Origin of the sequence: Streptomyces rubellus, from assembly GCF_036323805.1 — a bacterium.
GTDB lineage: Bacteria > Actinomycetota > Actinomycetes > Streptomycetales > Streptomycetaceae > Streptomyces.
Genome location: NZ_JAZDCX010000002.1, coordinates 306,610 through 324,359 on the forward strand (window position 1 = coordinate 306,610; position 17,750 = coordinate 324,359).

Consider the following 17,750-nt stretch of genomic DNA (forward strand, 5'->3'; position numbering starts at 1 on the left):
TCGGCCGGTACGAGGACGGGTCGGCCCGTTCGACCGTGCGGCTCGCCGAGGAGAACCGCGCGACCTTCCCGCCCCGGCCCGCACCGGCGCCGACCGCCATCGCGTCGGGCGGGCTCGCCGGACGTTCCTCGCCCGGCGCGCGGGCTCCGGCACTCCCGGGGTCCGGCAGCTCGCAGCCACGGCCGACCGCGCCACAGCGGCGGGCCCCGGCCGGCACACGGCCGGGACCCGCGGTTCGGGCGGCGACGCGTCGGCGACGACGGACGGGTGCCCGGTCCGCGAAGGCCGCCCGGAGCAGGCCCTTCCGCTGCCGCGCGGCGGGCCGGATTCCGGTGTTCGGGTTACGCCGGCGTTCCCCCGCTGGCTACCCTCGACCGGGTCGAGCCTGCGCCGAGGGGGGTGGGGGATGGGTGGTGGCGCCGACGAGACGGCCCCGAAGCCGGGGGCGGTGCGCAACCAGATCACCGATGGCGCCGTCGTCTTCGGCCCGGTGGTGCAGGCCGGCACGTTCACCGGACAGATCCACTATCACTACGGGGACGACCGGCGGCCGCTGGACTTACCCGCACTGCGGTCGTGGGTCGGCCGTATCGCGGCGGACTACCGCGCGGCGGTCGAGGACGCCGGGGACCGGGCGAGCATCGCGCACGTCCGGCAGATCAACCTTGTGCGCGCCGGGCTGGACGACTCCGGTCCCGGGAGCGAACGGCGCAGGGACGTGGTCCGGCGCCTCGTCGTCGGCGGCGTCATCGGCTACCTGGCCGGGCCCGGCACTCCGCCGGACGAGCCGGTGCCCGAGCAGATCCTGCTCGACCTGATCGTCTTCTCGCTGTGGCCGGTGGTCACCGCCCGAAAACTGCCGTCCGGCTGGCAGGGCGAGCTCGCCCGGATCACCTCGCCCCGGCTCGCGGCGCTCGTGGAACGAGCGCGGGCCGAGCGCAGGCCCACCGCCGAGACGTTCGCCCGCGCCGTGGCCGACAAGTCGTTCTCCTCGGCGATGGCCACGCTGTTCGACGATCTGGCCGATCCCCGCCGCGGTGGCGCGCTGCTGACGGCCATGGCGATCGCGGGGGGTCTGCCCGCCCCGCCCACCGGGCGACGGGGAGGCAGGAAGGTCGCCGCGTGGGCGCTCGCCGTCGCGGGTGGCGCCGCACTGGTGGAGGCCCTGGAGGACGGCGGCTCACGGGCCGCCCGGGTCGTCGGCGAGGTGGTCGTCAACGCCCCCGTCGACCCGGGTGACCCGTTCGATCCCGTGGACCTGCTGGAACTGGTCGAGTGGCTGCTCGGCTGATGGACATCTCGCCCGACCTCGTGCTCAGCGCCGCGTGGCTCACGGCGCGGGTCGTCTTCCTCGGCACCTTCGGGCTGTTCCTCGTCACCCAGGGCAATCCCCGTGAGCTGCACGGAGCGGTCAGAATACTCGACTACCTGAACGCGGCGCCTCCGACCACGGTCTTCCGCTGGCGGAAGACCGCCGGTTACGAGGTCGTCGTCTACAACACCGCCACCGACGAGGAGGAGGTGAAGCCCGCGTTGTTCCGGCCGGTCAGGTGGTCCCCGACCTACCTGCTGTGGCCGAAGAAGGGCCCGCAGCCCAAGGAGGTCATGGTGCGCAGGGCGCTGCTCTCCTTCCTGGCGCGGCTGTTTTTCTTCGGGTGCTTCTTCGTCGGTTCGTTCTGTCTGCTCGGATGGCTGGCGGTCACCGAGAGCGGGCACTGGTTCGTCGCGATGGGAGTGCTGGCCGTCCACCAGTTCGTCTTCTTCCGCGCCCACCTCTACTTCGTGTGGCTGCGGGGATGGCTCTTCGTGGTGGTCGGCCTCGGGACATGGGTGTACCTGCAGGGCGGGGTGCTCGAGACGGTCGCGGTGTGCGCCGTCGGCGCGCTGGTCACGATCGCCGTCCTGGGACAGTGGTACATGGCCACGAGCCGGCGGTTCCAGCACATGCGTGACCTGGGGACGGGGCCTTTCGACCCGAGCCGCCGGAGCAGACCGTGGTGAACCCGCCCACAGCGGGACCCGGTCGCCGTCTTCCGCCTGGTCCTCCCCGCCTCGGTGCCGGCCGGGGGCGGGCCCGCCCCCGGCCGGCACCGGACAGGAGCACTACCCCAGGTACCTGCGCAGTCCCAGCCGCCCCCACAGCAGGCTGGCGCCGAACGACACCGCGACCGTCGCGGCCAGCAGCAGGACGAACAGCGGGCCCGTGACCGCGCCGGACAGCTCCGGGGTGACCAGGGGCTCGACGATCGCCGAGATCACCATCACATGCACCAGGTAGGCGCCCAGCGCCGCCCCGGACAGCCGCCCCAGCAGCGGCCGCCACCGCTCGGGCACCCGCACCCGGGTGAGCGTCAGGAGCAGGGCGATGGTCATCACGGCGACCAGCGGATGCGCGTTCGGGAGCACGTAGTGGACCTGGGTGTGGTACCAGAGCACCCCGGCTGCCGACAGCAGCAGCGGCACCGTCCACAGCAGGCGCCGTCCGGCCACGGCGTGCGGCGGGAGGGCGAACAGCAGCGCGCCGGCCAGCGCGTACATCAGCTGGTAGACGCCGAAGCCCCAGCCGAAGTGCGGCAGGTCCCAGCCGGTCCACCGCTCCAGGTCGGCCAGGAGGGAGGGCGCGGCCGCGCACACCAGCAGCACGGCGCCCAGGCCCCACGGCCGCTTCCCGGCCCGGACCAGCACCGCGAAGGCCAGCGCGACGACGAGCGGGATGTAGGCGTACATGAACCACAGGTGGTAGGCGGGCCGGACCGAGCCGAAGACGGCGTCCAGCGCCAGCCGGGTCACGGGCCCGTCGTTGGTGCCCCACAGCCGGCCCCAGAGCAGGTAGAGGGCCGTCCAGACGAACATCGGCAGCACGTTCCGGGTGATCCGCCGCCACATCCGGCGGTTGTCGCGGGGCGGCGCCCCGACCAGCACGGCCCAGCCGGCGATGGCGAAGAACATCGGCACCGCGAAGGGGTTGACGGCCTCCACGAGGTGCCCGGTCCAGTACACGGCGGGACCGTTGGCCTCCTCGCGCTCGACCGCGGCGATGAACACGCCGCCGATGTGCCCCAGCATCACGGCGACCGAGCACACCAGCCGCGCCAGGTCCACGTCGTACCGGTGCTCACGGGGCGGGCGGGGCGCGCCGGGGGGACCGGCGGAGAGGGCGGCGGGCGCGCCGGGGGGAGCGGGCTGCCGGGGCTCGTTCCCCCCGGGGACCGTGCCGGTGCCGTTCCCGGAGGGCTGGAGGGTTGTTTCGTTGGACACGGCGCACCACTGTGGTTCACCCGGGTGTACGGAACGGTAACGGCGGGCAACGGCGGGCCGACGCGGCCCGCGCGGCCCGGAACCGTACCGCCGCCCGGCTCGTTGGCCGAAACGGTGCCGAACGGTGCTCCGAAACGGTGGTGGGAGCCGAGTGGACTGCTTAGCATCGATCATCGCCGGGACGGCCCTGCACAGGTGTTCCCCAGCACCGTCCACACCGTCCGTTCCACCGCCGCTCTCAGGAGGCTCAATGTTCCGCCGCAGGACCTCGCTCTCCCTCTCCGCCGCGGCAGCGGTGCTCGTCGCGGCGCCGCTGCTGACCGCGTGCGGCGGTGAAGCCCACGCGGGCGCGGCGGCCGTCGTCGGCGGTGAGCGGATCACGATGTCGCAGGTCCAGTCGAAGGTGGAGGCCGTACGGGCCGCCCAGCGCGACCACGAGCAGGCCGACGTCCTGATCAAGGAGACCGGCCAGCTCACCCGGAGCACCCTCAGCGGCCTGGTCCTCCGGCGGGTGCTGGAGCGGGCCGCCGGGGACGCCGGGGTGACGGTGAGCCGCGCGGAGATCCAGGAGGCCCGTGAGCTGGCCGCGCGCCAGGTGGGCGGCCCGGAGCGGCTGGAGTCGCTGATGCTGCGGCAGCAGGCCGCCACCCCGGACGAGATCGACGAGATGCTGCGCGTCCAGCTCCTGGTCCAGGGGCTGGCCGAGAAGCTGGGCGCGAACCTGCAGACCCCGCAGGGCCAGGAGGAGCTGCGTGCGGAGCTGGAGAAGGCCTCCAGGGAGCTGGACGTGAGCGTCAACCCGCGCTACGGCAAGTGGGACGACGAGCAGGTCAGTCTGGCCGAGGCCGACCGGCCGTGGATCAGGGAGCTCACGAACCCCGGGCCCGAGCAGCCCGCCTGACGTCCGCCCGCCGGGTGCCTGACGGCCGCCCGGCGGGCGCGCCGTGCGGCGGCCCGCCGACGCTTCCCCCACTGTTCACCCGCAGGGCACCCGGGCGCCACGTGCGCCGCCTCGCGCTCGGGCACAGTTCGGCGTCCTGCCGCCGAACCGTGGAGAGCCATGAAGGGGACGAAGAGGCCCGAGGGAGCGAGGAGGGCCAGGGCCTGGACGGAGGTCCTCCGGCCGGCCGGACCGGGCGCCGCGCGCGAGGCCGCGGCGCGCGCCGCGCTCGCCGAGTGCGTCCACGACTGCGCCGGGCGGCTCGCCGCCCTGGCCGGGCCGGACCGCCCCGGGGATCCCCGGCTGGTGGCCGCGCTCGGCGCCCTGACCGCCGCCTACACCGCCCACGCCGCCCGCGCGGGGCGGTCCGGTCCGGCGGCCGACCGGGACACCTTCGACGCCCTGCTGCGCGCCGGCGACCGCGCCCTGGCGGCGGGACCGGCGGCCGACGGGAACGGGGCCGGGCTGGCCCTGCGGCTGGCGGACACCGCGCTGGCCGTCCGCCGCCGGTCCCGGGGCGCCCAGCTGCTGCGGGCCCGCGCGCTGGAGGCCCTGGGCCGCGAGGCGGCGGCCGCCGAGGCGTACGAGCGGCATCTGGAGCTGTGCGAGCCCGGCCCCGGCGCCCGTACGGTCGCCGCGCACCTGGCCACGCTCACCGAGCGTCGGGACTGCCTGACCGGGGCGCTGCGGCTGTTCCCGGCGGACGACTGCGCCGAGGCACGTGCCCTGGCCGAGGCCGTCGCGCAGGAGCGGCCCGCCGCCGAGGTCCGCGCGGCCTTCACCGCCTGCGTGGGGCGGCGGCTGCGCGAGCACGGCGCCGCCGACCCGGCCGTACGCCGGCTGGCCGCGCTGTACGCCACCTACTGCCGGCTGTCCGAGCGGGACCGGATGCCCGACCCGCTGCTCGGCGGCGCAGAACCGGTCGGGGTGTGGGACCTGCGCAACGCGGTGGCGGGCCGGACGGTGTGCCTGGTGGCGAACACCCGGGAGCTCGCCGGGCACCCGCCCGACCCCGGAGTCGACGACTACGACCTGGTGATCCGCTGCGACGCCTTCCCCCACCCCGCCCCCGGCGCCGGGGAGCGCACCGACATCCACGTCCTGGACCACCGCACCACCGCGCGCCTGGACCACCCGGTGGACATCCGGCTGCTCCTGGGCGACCCGGCCGAACAGTGGCGGCAGGCGGTACGGCGGCTGGTGCCCGGCGCGCAGCGCCGGGTCGGCGACGACACGCTCCGCCGCCCGGTGACCGACCCGGACCTGATCGGCGAGGGCGCCGAGCACCCCGCTCCGGGCACCGCCTTCTCGGTGCTGCGGCTGCTGGACTTCCTGGACGCCGTCCCGGTCCTGGACCTGATCGGCTTCGACCTGCCCGGCCCCGGCCGGCTCGGCCCCGCCGAGCGCGCCTGGGTCGAGGCCCGCGCCACGGACCGCACCCCGACGAGGATCAGCCTTCGATGACCGTGCCCCGACCGCACACCCCCGCACCGGCCGCCGGCCGGCCCGACCGCCCGGCCGGCGGCCCGGCGGACAGCGCCGCCCTGACCGGCCGGCGCCGGATCGCCTTCGCCTGCCACGCCGACGAGGACACCCTCCCCGGGCTGCTGACCCTGCTGCGCAGCCTGGCCCTGACCAACCCCCGGGTCTGCGAGGACTTCCTCCTGCTGCACCCCGGGCTGCCCGGGCACGCCCTGGACGCCGCCCGCCGGCTGCACCCGAGGATCACCGACCGCGCCGTCCCGGCCGGCCGGAACCTCCGCGCCGAGATCTTCCGGACGACCGGCCACGACACCGTGATCGCCCTCAGCCCGCACATGGTCGTCCTGGGCGACCTCGGCGAACTGCTGCGGGCCCGGCACGGTGTGGCGGCGGTCCCGCAGCTCCCGCTGCCGTCCGGCCCCCGCCGGGTGGACACCGGCGAGGGCCTGCTGGTGATCCAGCGCGAACACCTCACCGAGGACACCCCCGGCCGGCTGGCGGACGGCACCCTGGAGTGCGTCCCGCTCCCCGCCCGCCACGACTTCCTGGTCCGCCGCCTGTACGACGGCGCGCCCGTGCCGGAGGACACCGTGATCCTGCGGTTCGACGGTGCGGCGGAGGGCGCCGGCCGGGACGAGGGATACGGCCCCGCCGAACGCGCCCGGGCCCGCCACGAGCTGTCCGACGACGACTTCCGCACCGCCTACTGCGCCCTGCCCGGCCCCAAGCACCCCGAGCTCCTCACCCATCTCGCCCGCCCGCTGGCCGAGCGCGGCGCCACCGTCGACCTGGCCCGCACGCTGGCCGTCCACCACACCGCCGAGGGCCGCTACGCCGAGGCCGTCGAGGTGCTGCTGTCGGTGACGCCCAAGGCCGACCAGCCGCGCTTCCACGAGACGCTGGGCAGCGCCCTGCTGGCCGAGTCCCGCTACGCCGAGGCGGAGACGCACCTGCTGCTGGCCACCGCCTCGCCCGAGGTCGCGCCCAAGGCGTTCAGCCGCCTGGCGCGGCTGGCCTGGCTGCGCGGCGACGAGGACGCGGCCCGCGCCCACGCCCGCGAGGGCCTGGACTGCGAACCGGTCAACCGCACCTGCCGCGACCTGGCCCTGCTGCCGGCCGAGCCCGCCCCGGACGTCCCCGACGGAGAGCAGCTCGCCCATGTGGCGCTGTTCGCCTCCGGCCAGGAGAACGCGGGCGACAAGGTGCTCCCCGAGGCCGTACGGCTGTGCTTCGGGCCCGACACCGGGCCGCGCCGCTGGCTGTCGGTGCCGGTGCACCGGCACTTCGACGAGGTGGCGCTGGAGCGCGTCAACGCCCGGCGCGCCCTGGTCGTCGGCGGGGGCGGCCTCTTCCTGCCCGACACCTGGCCCAACGGGAACAGCGCCTGGCAGTGGAACGTCCGGGACGAGACGCTGGCCCGGATCGAGGTGCCACTGGCGGTCCTGGCGGTGGGCTACAACGTCTTCGACGGGCAGGTCTACCGGCGCGCCCGGTTCACCGGGAGCCTGCGGGCCCTGGCCGAGAAGGCGTCGTTCTTCGGGCTGCGCAACCACGGTTCCGTCGAGCGGGTCCGCGAGCTGCTGCCGCCGTCCCTGCGCGAGAAGGTGCGCCACCAGCCCTGTCCGACCACCGTGCTGCGCCTGCTGTCCCCCGGCTGGCGCGACGCGGCGGAGCGCACCGACACGGTGCTGCTCAACTGCGCCTACGACCGCGCCGGCCTGCGCTTCGGCCACGACTACGGCCACTTCCTGGCCGAGATGGCCAAGGCCGTGCGCGCGATCGGCAAGCGCGCCGAGGTGCGGTACGCGCCCCACGCGCCCGCCGACGAGCGGTTCGTGTACGACCTGCGCCGGGAACACGGCATCGCGCTGCCCGTCGAGCCGCTGTACGACCTGTCCAACGCGGAGGTCTACGACCGCTTCCGCCGCGTCCGGCTGGTCGTCGGCATGCGCGGCCACGCCGGGATGATCCCCTTCGGCTGCGGCACCCCGATCCTCAGCCTGATCTCCCACCCCAAGCTGGCGTACTTCCTGGCCGACATCGGCCGCCCCGAGTGGGGCGTGTCCGTGCACGACCGGGAGCTGGGCGGACGGCTGGCCGAGCGGGCGGCGGCCCTGCTGGACGACCACGAGGCGGCGGTGGCCGACGTCCTGGGACGGCAGCGGCTGCTGTGGGAGACCACCCGCGCCAACCTCGCCGAGCTGGGCGGCCTGCTGGACGTGCCCGTCGCGGCGGACGCCGGGGGCGGGCCGCTCCCGGCCGGGGAGCGGCCCGCATCGGTTACGTTCGGAGCGTGAACGCCACAGCATCCCCGGCATCCCCGTCCCCCCGGCCCGCCCCGGCCGCCGGCCGTGTCGTCCTGCTCACCACCAGCCACCGGGTCGCCCCCGGACTGCTGTCCTGGCCCGCCTGGCAGGCACTGCGCACCGCCGACCGCGTGCTGTGCGCGGACCCGGACCACCCGCAGCTGCCGTACGTCCGCCAGGCGGGGGTGACGGTCGGGATCGCCGCGCCCACGGCCCGCGAACTGGCGGACCTCTGCGCGGGCGGGGACGGCGGTGCCGGTGACGAGGGCGCCGGTGATGGGGGCGGCGGCCGCACGGTGGCCGTCATCGCCGGGGCCGACGGCGAGCCGGAGCTGACCGACGGCCTCGCCCGGCTGGCCGGCTCCGGCCGCGCGGCGCTGCCGGAGCTGGAGCTGCTCCCCGGCTCCTACGACCTGCCCGGCGCCCGGCTGCTCGATCTGGTGCGGGTGATGGACCGCATCCGCGCCGAATGCCCCTGGAGCGGAACGCGCACCCACCGGGAGCTGGCCAAGTACGGCCTGGAGGAGGCGTACGAGCTGGTCGAGGCCATCGAGGAGGGCGACCGCGAGGAACTGCGCGAGGAACTGGGCGATGTGCTGCTCCAGGTGGTCTTCCACGCCCGGATCGCCGAGGACGATCCCGGCGAGCCGTTCTCGATCGACGACGTCGCGGGCACGATCGTGGCGAAGCTGATCCACCGCCACCCCCATGTCTTCGGCGACGCCACCGCCGAGACCCCGGAGGAGGTCAAGGCCCACTGGCTGCGCACCAAGGCGGTCGAGAAGCGGCGCACCTCGGTGACCGAGGGCGTACCGCTGGGCCAGCCCGCGCTGTCCCTGGCCGCGAAGCTGGCGGGCCGGGCCCGTACGGCGGGCATCGGCGACGCCCTGGGCCCGGTCCTGGACGGGAACCGGGGCGTCGGCTACGAACTGCTGGCCCTGGCCGCCCGCGCCGAGGCCGAGGGCACCGACCCGGAGACGGCCCTGCGGGCGGCGGCCCGCGCCTACCGGGACGCCATCCTGGCGGCGGAGTCCCGCGGGAGCGCGGCCGGGACGGAGTGACCGGGACCGTGTGACCGGGCCGCTGGGGGGTACCCGAGGGTCATGAACGGTACATACGGCACATACGCAGCGGACGACACGCTTCCCGTCGCCCTGGAGTTGCCGCTGGAGGGATTCGGTGCCGCGATTCCCGGGATCATCGTCGCGGGCGGACTGGTCCTGGCCGTGGTGTACGGACTGCGCCTGCTCAAGAGGGGTGACGAGGGCATCTCCACGCCCTCCGAGCGCCCGGAGAACCCGCGGGGCTACGAGGACGGCGTCCGAGACGACGACCCGATCCCCACCGACGGCAGGCGCCGTTATCCCCACGAGCTGCAGGAGCACGAGGACACCCATCCCTGTGACCCGAACGAGCGGCCCACCTGGAGTCCCGGCAGCAGCGGCGGCTTCGGCTCCGGAGGCCCCGGCCACACCTGACCCGCTCCGGACCGCGGCGGAGCGCGCGCCGGGCACCGCCCGGCCGTGCCCGGCGCGGAGGGCGGGCGGGCCTCCGTCCGGGGACCACCGGGGGAACAGGGGGGAGCGGTGCTTCGCCCCGGGCCGTAGGCGCGGTACCCCACCGTCGTCGAGGCCGTGCGCGACAGCAAACGCACGGGCGGCGGAAGGGCGGCCGCGGTCCGTCGCGGTGACCGGCCGGATCAGGTCAGTTGTTCGGGCTGATCTCGTCGCTGAAGTCCTCGGCGCACTGCCGTTCCTCGGAGGTGCTGTCGGCCTCGCGTATGCAGTCCTGGTAGCTGTCGAACTCCTCGGAGTTCAGCAGGGAGACGCCCGCCGCCAGGATGACGCCGGAGGCCACCAGGCCGAGCGCGCCGGTGATCGCGCCGATGAGCGCCATCGCGCCGTTGGTCGCCTCGCCGCGCTTCGTACGGCGGTAACCGATGACGCCGAACACGATCGCCGCCACTCCCAGCAGGATTCCACCGAGGACCGTCCAGAACGTCACCAGGGCGAGGATCCCGAGAACCAGGGCGGTGATTCCCATTCCGTTGCGGGGGTTGCCCCGGTGCGGAGCGGTTTCCGGGGCGCCGGTGCCCCTGCCCTGCTCGGGCGAGGAGTACGAAGTCACTGTGGAGTCCTTTCGGCTCGACTGGTGGACCGCTGTGCCAGGCCCGTGAAGTTCCGCCCGCGGGCGCGGATTTCACGCCGTCCGGGTGCCCTGGCCCGTACCGCCGAAACGTCCGCCGCGCGGGCGGGAAACCGGCCGGGTGTTTCCCGGTCCGGTGGTCCGCGGCCATTCCGTTGTCCCGGGGGGGGAGCGGAGGCCGGCTCCCCCCGCCAGGGCCGGGGGCGGGTGGGTTTCCCCCCCCGTCCCCGGCGGCGGGAGACCGGTGCGGCGCGGTGGCCGGAGTTCCGGGAATCCACGCCGTGTGCCGCGCCCGGGGAGGGGCCCACGGCCGGGAAACGATCCGGACTCCCGCCTTCCGCTTCACGCTCTGTCCGGCGTCTTCGGGCCCGCCTAGCATGACGGCATGGCCGAACACCCGGTGGAAGCCGACACCCGCCGACCGCCCGCTGCGGACACCGCCCGCCGGGCCCGTACCCCCTGGCTGGTCGTCGTCGCCGCCTGCGCCGGGCAGTTCCTCGTCGTCCTCGACGTCTCCGTCGTCAATGTCGCGCTGCCCTCCATCCGCGCCGACCTGCGCATGGACGGTCCCGGTCTGCAGTGGGTCGTCAACACCTACACCCTGACCTTCGCCGGGTTCATGCTGCTCGGCGGGCGGGCCGGGGACCTCTTCGGACGCAAGCGCGTCTTCCTGACCGGGCTCGGCCTGTTCACCGCCGCCAGTCTCGCCGGCGGCCTCGCCCAGGAGCCCTGGCAACTGCTCGCCGCGCGGGCCGTCCAGGGCGTGGGCGCCGCCGTGCTGGCGCCCTCCACGCTCAGCCTGCTCACCACCTCCGTCCCCGAGGGGCCGGCCCGGCACCGGGCCATCGGCACCTGGACGGCGGTGGGCGCCGGTGGCGGCGCGGCGGGCGGCTTCGTCGGCGGGGTGCTCACCGACGCGCTGTCCTGGCGGTGGGTGCTGCTGGTCAACGTGCCCATCGGGGCGCTCGTCCTGACCGCGGTGGCGTTCGGCCTGGTCAGGGACCGGGCGGGCGGGGACGGGCGCGGCCTGGACGTGCCCGGCGCGGTGCTGGTCACCGGCGGGCTCGGCACGGTGGCGTACGGAATCGTCCAGACGGAGGCGGCCGGCTGGGACGAGCGGGCCGCCCTGGTGCCGCTGCTGGGCGGGCTGGCGCTGCTCGCCGCGTTCGTCGCGGTGGAGGCCCGGGCCGCGGCGCCGCTGATGCCGCTGCGGCTGTTCCGGCTTCCGTCGGTCGCGGGTGCGAACACCGCGATGTTCGTCTGCGGCGCGGCGACGTTCTCCTCCTGGTACTTCATGTCCCTGTACATGCAGAACGTGCTGGGCTTCACGCCCCTCCAGGCGGGCCTGGGCTTTCTGCCGCACTCGCTGAGCATCGTGGTCGGCTCCATGCTGGCGCCCCGGCTGATGCCCTGGGCGGGCGCCCGGAACACCGCGCTGACCGGGGTGGCGCTGGGCGCTTCCGGCTTCCTCTGGTACGGCCTGGTCATGGCCGCCGACGGCGGTTACGCGAGCACGGTCCTGGGGCCCGGGATGACGGCGATGTTCGGCGTCGGGCTGCTGGCCACCCCGCTCGCCGCCCTGGCCACCACCGGGGCGCCGCACCGGGACGCGGGTGTGGTCTCGGCGCTGGTGAACACCTCGCGCACGATGGGCGGCTCGCTGGGCCTGGCGGTGCTGTCCACCGTCGCCGCCTCCCGGGTCACCGGCGACACCCCGGAGGGCCTCGCCCCGGGGTACGCGCTGGCCTTCCGCACCGGCTCGGTGATCCTGCTGTGCTGCGGGCTGCTGATCCTGCTGGCGCTGCCGAGGGTGCCGGGGGAGGGTCGCCGCCGGGCGGCGGTCCGCTGAGCCGCGGCTCAGGGCCACAGGCCCTCGCCGAAGTCCGCCACGCACCGCTCGACCGCGGCGCCGTCCCCGGCGTCGCGCAGGCACTGCCGCAGAGCGCCGAACTCACCCGACTCCACGGCCACCGTGGCCGCGGAGAGGACGAGGACGGCGCCCGCCAGGCCGAGGAACCCCAGCACGGTCCCCGCCAGTGCCGTACCGCTGCCCGGCATCCCGTGGCGCCGGTCCCGGCGGCGCCCGGCAAGTCCGAGCACTAGCGCCGACAGCCCCAGCACCGCGCCGCCGGCGACGGTCCAGAAGGTCAGGAGGGCGAGCAGGCCGAGGACCAGCGCGGCGGTCCCCAGCCCGTCCCGGAGCGGTTCCGCGGGCGGCTCGGGCCCCGGACCGGACTCCGGCCCGGGCTCGGGTTCCGGTTCGGGGAAGTAGGGCTCCCAGTCCCGCGGCGGGGGAGGTGGAGGGGGATAGTGCGAGGACACCACGGCCTCCTTCCGGCGGTTCTCGCCGTTCCGTCCCCCGCGCCGTACCCCCGGCACGGCCCGGCAATCGGGCTCCCCCGGTGAACCGGGGGAGCCGGGGGAGCCGGGGGAGCCGGGGAGGGGCAGGCGGGGAGGGCGCGCTCCGGCGGGCGCGTTAGCGTCGGGGCGTGCACCAGGAGAACCGAGGCCCGGAAGCCTGTCCGAACACCCGGCCGGACACCGCCGTACCGCCGCCGATGCCCGCCCTGTTCACCCACGAGTTCGCCACCGACCCGTACCCCGCGTACGCCTGGCTGCGCGAGCACGCGCCGGTGCACCGGACCGTGCTGCCCAGCGGGGTGGAGGCATGGCTGGTGACCCGGTACGCCGACGCGCGCGAGACGCTGGCCGACCCGCGGCTGAGCAAGAACCCCGCCCGCCACAGCGAGACCGCGCACGGCCGGGGGAAGATCGGCATCCCGGGGGAGCGCAGCGCGAACCTGATGACGCATCTGCTCAACATCGACCCGCCCGACCACACCCGGCTGCGCCGGCTGGTGTCCAAGGCGTTCACCCCGCGCCGGGTGGCGGCCTTCGAGCCGCGGGTGCGGGAGCTGGCCGACCGGCTCGTCGACGGCTTCTCGGGGCGCGGAAGCGCCGACCTCATCCACGAGTTCGCCTTCCCGCTGCCCATCCACGCCATCTGCGACCTGCTCGGCGTCCCCGCCGAGGACCAGGACGACTTCCGCGACTGGGCGGGCATGATGATCCGCCACGACCGCGGGCCGCGCGGCGGGGTGGGCCGGGCGGTGAAACGGATGCGCGCGTATCTGGCCGAGCTGATCCACCGCAAGCGCGGCGAACCGGGCGACGACCTGATCTCCGGACTGATCCGGGCGAGCGACCACGGCGAGCACCTGACGGAGAACGAGGCCGCCGCGATGGCCTTCATCCTGCTGTTCGCCGGGTTCGAGACCACCGTGAACCTCATCGGCAACGGCACCTACGCCCTGCTGCGCCATCCGGAGCAGCGGCGGCTCCTGCAGGACGCGCTGGCCGCCGGGGACACCGGGCTGCTGGAGAGCGCGGTGGAGGAGCTGCTGCGCTACGACGGGCCGGTGGAACTGGCCACCTGGCGGTTCGCCACCGAGCCGCTGGAGCTCGGCGGGCAGCGCGTCGAGGCCGGCGACCCGGTACTGGTGGTGCTGGCGGCCGCCGACCGCGACCCGGAGAGGTTCGCTCACCCGGATGTACTGGACCTTACACGTAGTGACAACCAGCATCTCGGCTACGGGCACGGCATCCACTACTGCCTGGGGGCGCCGCTGGCCCGGCTGGAGGGACGGATCGCGCTGTCCGCCCTGCTGGGGCGCCTCCCTGACCTGCGGCTCGCGGCGGAACCGCCCGAATTGCGGTGGCGCGGCGGCCTGATCATGCGTGGACTGCGGGCGCTCCCGGTGGAGTTCGAACCGGTACACTGGTGACACAGTGTCACTTACGTGACCTACACGTGATCTACGCGACACTGGCTTGTGATGATCCGTCTCGGGCGCTACGTTCTGCCGTCAACAACCCGCAGAACCTTTCTGTCTCCCCACGTACGAGAGGCCCCACACATGCTCTCCGGGACCGGTAAGCACCGCCGCCCCCGTCAGGCCCCCGCCGCGTTCGTCACGGCGGGGATGACCGGCGCGGGAATCGCCATACCCCTCCTCGGCGCCTCGGGCGCCCAGGCAGCCGACCTCGACACCTGGGACCGGGTCGCACAGTGCGAGAGCGACGGCCTGTGGAGCGCCGACACCGGCAACGGCTACTACGGCGGCCTCCAGCTCACCCAGAAGCTCTGGAAGGAGTACGGCGGCCTGTCCTACGCCGACCGTCCCGACCTGGCCAGCCGCAGCCAGCAGATCGCGATAGCCGAGAAGATCCTCGCGGACCGGGGGCCGGAGGCCTGGCCCGGCTGCGGCATCAACGCCGGACTGCGCTACGACACCACCGGTGAGGCCCCGGCCATCGCCCCCGAGAACTACCTGCCCGGCGAGCAGCCCGCCTCCCCGTCGGCCCCCGCCGTCGAGAAGAGCGCGGACGACGCCCCGGAGAAGACCGGGAAGGCCGAGAAGGCCGAGAAGGCCGAGAAGAGCGAGAAGGCCGAGAAGGCCGAGAAGAGCGAGAAGGCCGAGAAGGCCGAGAAGAGCGAGAAGGCCGACGGGAAGGCCGACGGGAAGGCGGACGACTCCGCCGACGGGGCGGCCGTCGAGAGCCCCGGGCCGGAGGCGGCCGAGGAGTCCGGGGAGGCCGGTACGGACCCGGCCGCCGGAGCCGAGGGCGCGGAGGGCGCCGGCCCGGCGGAGGGCGCCGGGAAGCACCGCGGCGAGCGCGACCCGCTCGAGCTGGAACTGGAGCGGCAGGCGGGCGCCGGGGAGACGGCCGACCGCTCCGACGCGGCCACCGCGGGAGGCCAGGAGAGCCTCACCGCCGGGGACTACCTCGTGCAGCCGGGGGACTCGCTCGTGCGGATCGCCCAGCAGCACGAGCTGAGCTGGAGCGAGCTGTACGAGTCCAACAAGGACGTCCTCGGTGAGAACCCGGACCTGATCGTGCCGGGGCAGGGGATCGAGCTCGACTGAGCCCGCGGGATGACCCTTCCGGACCAATTCCGGGGCCTTGCGGCGTGTCCTCGCTGTCCGGCCTAATGCCGGCCCCCTGACCTGCGTACTCCACCATTCTGGCCGTCAGGAAGGGTGACGGAATGGGTTCTGACATGTTTTGAGGTATTTGCCCGGGTGTGCTTACGGTCTACTCGCTCGCGACCGCGAGTGCCACCGACCGCAGCGCCGAATCCTGCCGGCGGCCGGTGGGGTAGTCGTCGCGTCAGCGCCGCTGGCAGGAGCGGGGGAACCAGGTAGGCGCCGCCGTGGGCGCACCGCGCCCACGGCGGCTTGGGGTGAAGCCGGTACGGGGACGCCCGTCCCCGTCCGGCCGGGCTGCTCACGGCCCGAACCCGACAGCTCACCTCGCAGGCGTCGGTGAGTAGGGACGTTCATGCTGTTCACCGCCAAGGGTCACGACAGCCGTACCGTCAAGGCCGTGCGTGCGGCCGCCCTGACCGGCGCCGCGGGCGCCGCCATCGCCGTTCCGCTGGCGGGTGCCCAGGGCGCCGCCGCGGCGTCCGTGGACACCTGGGACCGGGTCGCCGAGTGCGAGAGCAGCGGCAACTGGTCCATCAACACCGGCAACGGCTACTACGGCGGACTGCAGTTCTCGCAGTCCAGCTGGGAGGCCGCGGGCGGGACCCGGTACGCGCCGCGTGCCGATCTGGCCACCAGAGAGCAGCAGATCGCCGTCGCCGAGCGGCTGCTGGCCATGCAGGGGCCGCGGGCCTGGGGCTGCGCGGACGAGGGCGGGCTCACCGCCGGCGGTCCCCGGGCGCAGGTGAACCCGGACGGCGGGGACGGGACCGGAACCGGGGTCCGGGTCGATGCCCGGACCGGTGTCCAGGGCGGCGCCCGGGCCGGGGCGGAGAGCGGGGCCGGCTCCGCCGCGGACGAGGCCAGTGCCTACGCCGTGCGGCCGGGCGACACCCTGCGGGAGATCGCCGCCGCCCACGGCACCACCTGGCAGCGGCTCTACGAGGCCAACCGGGACGTGGTCGGCGACGACCCCGACCTGATCTTCCCGGGCCAGCAGCTCAGGGTCTGAGTCCGGGCCCGTCACCCGGCGGATCCGGCCCGGTGCGGCGCGTCACCGCTCTTGCGGAGGGCGCGCCGTATCGGGTTTATTTACTTCGGAAACAAAATGGTGCCGTTCCCTGTCGAGCCGGTGTTTCCGCAGTCTTCGGCGTGTCTTCGGCGCGTCTTCGCCGACCGTTCGGCCGTACGGCGCGGACTCCCGGCGAGGTGGTGCCGCGGGGCGGATAGGCTCAGGGGCGGCAACCCCGCAGACACCTCGGTCCGGCACTCCGGCCGGACACCCAGCCAGACACACACGAAGGAGACCCCCGTGCCGTCCATCGACGTCGTAGTGGCCCGCGAGATCCTCGACTCGCGAGGCAACCCCACGGTCGAGGTCGAGGTCGGCCTCGACGACGGCAGCACCGGCCGCGCGGCCGTCCCGTCCGGTGCCTCGACCGGCGCCTTCGAGGCCCTGGAACTGCGCGACGGCGACAAGGGCCGCTACGGGGGCAAGGGCGTCGAGAAGGCGGTCCTCGCCGTCATCGAGCAGATCGGCCCGGAGCTGGTCGGCTACGACGCCACCGAGCAGCGCCTGATCGACCAGGCGATGTTCGACCTGGACGCCACCCCGGACAAGTCCTCGCTCGGCGCCAACGCCATCCTCGGCGTCTCGCTGGCCGTCGCCCACGCCGCCTCCGAGGCGTCCGACCTGCCGCTCTTCCGCTACCTCGGCGGGCCGAACGCGCACCTGCTGCCGGTCCCGATGATGAACATCCTCAACGGCGGCTCGCACGCCGACTCCAACGTGGACATCCAGGAGTTCATGATCGCGCCGATCGGCGCCGAGTCCTTCTCCGAGGCCCTGCGCTGGGGCACCGAGGTCTACCACACCCTCAAGAAGGTGCTGAAGGAGCGCGAGCTGTCCACCGGCCTGGGCGACGAGGGCGGCTTCGCCCCGAACCTCGGCTCCAACCGCGAGGCGCTCGACCTCATCCTGGAGGCGATCAAGCAGGCCGGTTACACCCCCGGCCAGGACATCGCCCTCGCCCTGGACGTCGCCGCCTCCGAGTTCCACAAGGACGGTCGTTACGTCTTCGAGGGCCAGGAGCGCACCGCCTCCCAGATGACCGACTACTACGCCGAGCTGGTCGAGGCGTACCCGCTGGTCTCCATCGAGGACCCGCTGTTCGAGGACGACTGGGACGGCTGGAAGACCATCACCGAGCGCCTCGGCGACAAGGTCCAGCTCGTCGGTGACGACCTGTTCGTCACCAACCCCGAGCGCCTGGCCCGCGGCATCGAGGAGGGCGCCGCCAACGCCCTGCTGGTGAAGGTCAACCAGATCGGCTCCCTCACCGAGACCCTGGACGCCGTCGAGCTGGCCCAGCGCAGCGGCTTCAAGTGCATGATGTCCCACCGCTCCGGCGAGACCGAGGACGTCACCATCGCCGACCTGGCCGTCGCCACCAACTGCGGCCAGATCAAGACCGGCGCCCCGGCCCGCTCCGAGCGCGTCGCCAAGTACAACCAGTTGCTGCGCATCGAGGAGATCCTCGACGACGCGGCGGTGTACGCCGGACGCTCGGCGTTCCCGCGGTTCCGCTCCGCGGACCGGTGAGCCGCCGGTGAGCCGCCGGTAGGAACAGC

15 protein-coding genes and 1 riboswitch are annotated in these 17,750 nt (G+C 74.5%); of the genes, 12 read left to right on the forward strand and 3 right to left on the reverse strand.

Translation table 11 applies throughout. From position 1 onward, the window contains the following. The first annotated feature begins 406 nt into the window (after positions 1-406). Both V1L54_RS03730 and V1L54_RS03735 read left to right on the forward strand, forming a co-directional pair. Positions 407-1,291, forward strand: a complete 885-nt coding sequence (locus tag V1L54_RS03730) for a hypothetical protein (RefSeq protein ID WP_330116378.1) — start codon at positions 407-409, stop codon at positions 1,289-1,291. Continuing rightward, positions 1,276-2,001 (forward strand): hypothetical protein, encoded by a 726-nt coding sequence (locus V1L54_RS03735; RefSeq protein ID WP_330116379.1) that lies wholly within the window; start codon positions 1,276-1,278, stop codon positions 1,999-2,001. Before V1L54_RS03730 ends, V1L54_RS03735 begins: the two co-directional genes overlap by 16 nt. A 102-nt stretch (positions 2,002-2,103) precedes the next feature. On the opposite strand, the gene V1L54_RS03740 is transcribed toward V1L54_RS03735, so the two are convergent. Continuing rightward, the gene (locus V1L54_RS03740; protein WP_330116380.1) at positions 2,104-3,258 is read right to left on the reverse strand and encodes an acyltransferase; all 1,155 of its coding nucleotides are present in this window, start codon (positions 3,256-3,258) and stop codon (positions 2,104-2,106) included. A gap of 250 nt (positions 3,259-3,508) precedes the next feature. On the opposite strand from V1L54_RS03740, the gene V1L54_RS03745 reads away from it, so the two are divergent. The 5 genes from V1L54_RS03745 (at position 3,509) to V1L54_RS03765 (ending at position 9,464) form a co-directional block, all read left to right on the forward strand. After that, the gene (locus V1L54_RS03745) at positions 3,509-4,159 is read left to right on the forward strand and encodes a SurA N-terminal domain-containing protein (protein ID WP_330116381.1); all 651 of its coding nucleotides are present in this window, start codon (positions 3,509-3,511) and stop codon (positions 4,157-4,159) included. A 159-nt stretch (positions 4,160-4,318) separates the two neighbouring features. Beyond that, positions 4,319-5,662 carry a hypothetical protein gene (locus V1L54_RS03750; RefSeq protein ID WP_330116382.1) on the forward strand — a complete coding sequence of 448 codons (1,344 nt, stop codon included), beginning with the start codon at positions 4,319-4,321 and terminating at the stop codon, positions 5,660-5,662. Then, entirely contained in the window at positions 5,659-7,977 is a 2,319-nt protein-coding gene (locus tag V1L54_RS03755) for a polysaccharide pyruvyl transferase family protein (protein ID WP_330116383.1), read from the forward strand. The genes V1L54_RS03750 and V1L54_RS03755 overlap by 4 nt, the downstream gene beginning before the upstream one ends. Further along, complete coding sequence (locus V1L54_RS03760) at positions 7,974-9,047, forward strand: nucleoside triphosphate pyrophosphohydrolase (protein ID WP_330116384.1); 1,074 nt, start codon at positions 7,974-7,976, stop codon at positions 9,045-9,047. Before V1L54_RS03755 ends, V1L54_RS03760 begins: the two co-directional genes overlap by 4 nt. A 42-nt stretch (positions 9,048-9,089) precedes the next feature. Continuing rightward, the gene (locus V1L54_RS03765; RefSeq protein ID WP_330116385.1) at positions 9,090-9,464 is read left to right on the forward strand and encodes a DUF6479 family protein; all 375 of its coding nucleotides are present in this window, start codon (positions 9,090-9,092) and stop codon (positions 9,462-9,464) included. Positions 9,465-9,690: 226 nt separating this feature from the next. Here the strand turns inward: V1L54_RS03765 and V1L54_RS03770 are convergent, their stop codons facing one another. Next, positions 9,691-10,113: a DUF4190 domain-containing protein gene (locus V1L54_RS03770; protein ID WP_330116386.1), complete on the reverse strand. Its 423-nt coding sequence runs from the start codon at positions 10,111-10,113 to the stop codon at positions 9,691-9,693. A 403-nt stretch (positions 10,114-10,516) separates the two neighbouring features. On the opposite strand from V1L54_RS03770, the gene V1L54_RS03775 reads away from it, so the two are divergent. Continuing rightward, positions 10,517-11,980 carry an MFS transporter gene (locus V1L54_RS03775; protein WP_330116387.1) on the forward strand — a complete coding sequence of 488 codons (1,464 nt, stop codon included), beginning with the start codon at positions 10,517-10,519 and terminating at the stop codon, positions 11,978-11,980. Positions 11,981-11,988: 8 nt separating this feature from the next. On the opposite strand, the gene V1L54_RS03780 is transcribed toward V1L54_RS03775, so the two are convergent. Further along, complete coding sequence (locus tag V1L54_RS03780) at positions 11,989-12,453, reverse strand: DUF4190 domain-containing protein (RefSeq protein ID WP_330116388.1); 465 nt, start codon at positions 12,451-12,453, stop codon at positions 11,989-11,991. Positions 12,454-12,689: 236 nt separating this feature from the next. Between V1L54_RS03780 and V1L54_RS03785 the strand changes: the two genes are divergently transcribed. From V1L54_RS03785 to eno, 4 genes are all read left to right on the forward strand, one after another. Further along, positions 12,690-13,916, forward strand: coding sequence for a cytochrome P450 family protein (locus tag V1L54_RS03785; RefSeq protein ID WP_330116455.1), 1,227 nt, complete (start codon positions 12,690-12,692; stop codon positions 13,914-13,916). A 132-nt stretch (positions 13,917-14,048) separates the two neighbouring features. Next, a complete protein-coding gene (locus V1L54_RS03790; protein ID WP_330116389.1) occupies positions 14,049-15,059 on the forward strand; it encodes a transglycosylase family protein in 1,011 nt (336 codons plus the stop codon). A gap of 238 nt (positions 15,060-15,297) precedes the next feature. Continuing rightward, positions 15,298-15,470, forward strand: a riboswitch (cyclic di-AMP (ydaO/yuaA leader). 4 nt (positions 15,471-15,474) lie between these two features. Then, complete coding sequence (locus V1L54_RS03795; protein ID WP_330116390.1) at positions 15,475-16,131, forward strand: LysM peptidoglycan-binding domain-containing protein; 657 nt, start codon at positions 15,475-15,477, stop codon at positions 16,129-16,131. Between the two features lie 300 nt (positions 16,132-16,431). Further along, the gene (eno, locus tag V1L54_RS03800; protein WP_330116391.1) at positions 16,432-17,721 is read left to right on the forward strand and encodes a phosphopyruvate hydratase; all 1,290 of its coding nucleotides are present in this window, start codon (positions 16,432-16,434) and stop codon (positions 17,719-17,721) included. Positions 17,722-17,750: the final 29 nt, after the last annotated feature.